Source organism: Zavarzinella formosa DSM 19928, from assembly GCF_000255705.1.
In the GTDB taxonomy this organism is placed as follows: domain Bacteria; phylum Planctomycetota; class Planctomycetia; order Gemmatales; family Gemmataceae; genus Zavarzinella; species Zavarzinella formosa.
In genome coordinates this window covers 69,066-70,093 of sequence record NZ_JH636454.1, presented here as the reverse complement: position 1 = coordinate 70,093, position 1,028 = coordinate 69,066, and the positions used below count along the sequence as shown (strand labels likewise).

Sequence of the window (1,028 nt, the reverse complement as noted above, 5' to 3'; positions counted from 1 at the left end):
ATCGCTTCACCACGGTGCCGCTGTCACGGAACAGTTCGCGGGCGTCCACATGCCTTGCCTGACGCCCCTGCTCGCCGAGGAGCGGGTTGTTCTTTGTGCAAACGTGCCTCATGTTCTCCCCTTCTCTTGCGTCATTTCTCGAAAGACTCTGGCCGCAAGAAACGGCGTGGTTGCCAGGAAGGTGATGGTCACCACCGATGCGTAGCCAAGCAGCACGCTGGAGGCGAGGAGGGCGTGTTTGTCGGTCATGGCTTCCTCGCCAGTTTCTGTGCTTTCTTGTGCTTTGCGGCCTGCTCGGCGTGGAACAGGTTCACTTCGTGGGCGATGAGGGCCATATCGCGGTCGGTGGTGCATGCCGTTCCGGCCAGACGGCGGCGGATGTTCGAGGGGTGGATTCGAGTCAGGCGGGCCAGTTTGGACACGCCTCCGTCGCCTCGTTCATCGTTCAGGGATTTGATGATGGCACGGAGCCAGATGCGGCGTTCGTCTTGGGTTTGTTCAATCACTCAGCCTCCTTGCTGTTATTCACCCGACCCTAGCGCGGCATGCTCGTTCGTGCAAGCGGTTTCTTCGCATCTCCGTGCTTTGTGGCAAAAACGGGGCTGCTGATGGGGATTGAGCAGTCTGAAAGCACTTTGCACGCGACTAACTTCCCATTCGCCCGCCGGCACATCTGTGCGAAGACCCTCAACGAAAAAAGCCACCCTTTCGGATGGCTTTTCGCTCACTGCCTGTTGCTCGCATTATTTGACGGGTTCCGTCGCACCGCTGTCCGTGCGTTTGAGGACCATCGTGCAGACGGACTTGGCTTGCGGCTGACCCGCCTCAAAGGATGTCTCGCCGGCCGGTTTCACGGCGCTGGCCTGTGTGGTTTCGTCATGCAGGCAAATGGCCAGGATATCCTTGGTGAGGATGTACGTGCCATGCCTGGCGGTTTTTCCCGCCTTGGTGTCTTCTGTCTTGTCGTCGGCGTTCACGTCAATTTCCGTGACCCGGATCTTGCCCTTCGCCCCGAACTCGACCTTCAT

General features: G+C 59.0%; 2 protein-coding genes and 1 pseudogene. All 3 read right to left on the bottom strand.

Annotated features, from left to right (window positions below; translation table 11 throughout):
- Positions 1-108 precede the first annotated feature (108 nt).
- Positions 109-249, bottom strand: coding sequence for a hypothetical protein (locus BGIM_RS65700; RefSeq protein WP_020476249.1), 141 nt, complete (start codon positions 247-249; stop codon positions 109-111).
- Positions 246-506, bottom strand: a complete 261-nt coding sequence (locus BGIM_RS0145615) for a hypothetical protein (RefSeq protein WP_020476248.1) — start codon at positions 504-506, stop codon at positions 246-248. Before BGIM_RS0145615 ends, BGIM_RS65700 begins: the two co-directional genes overlap by 4 nt.
- Positions 507-743: 237 nt before the next feature.
- Positions 744-1,028, bottom strand: a pseudogene (locus BGIM_RS0145610) (hypothetical protein); the annotation flags it as partial.

Coding starts and splice junctions, on each gene's coding strand:
- BGIM_RS65700 (WP_020476249.1), bottom strand. CDS start 249: ATGACCGACAAACACGCCCTCCTCGCCTCCAGCGTGCTGCTTGGCTAC.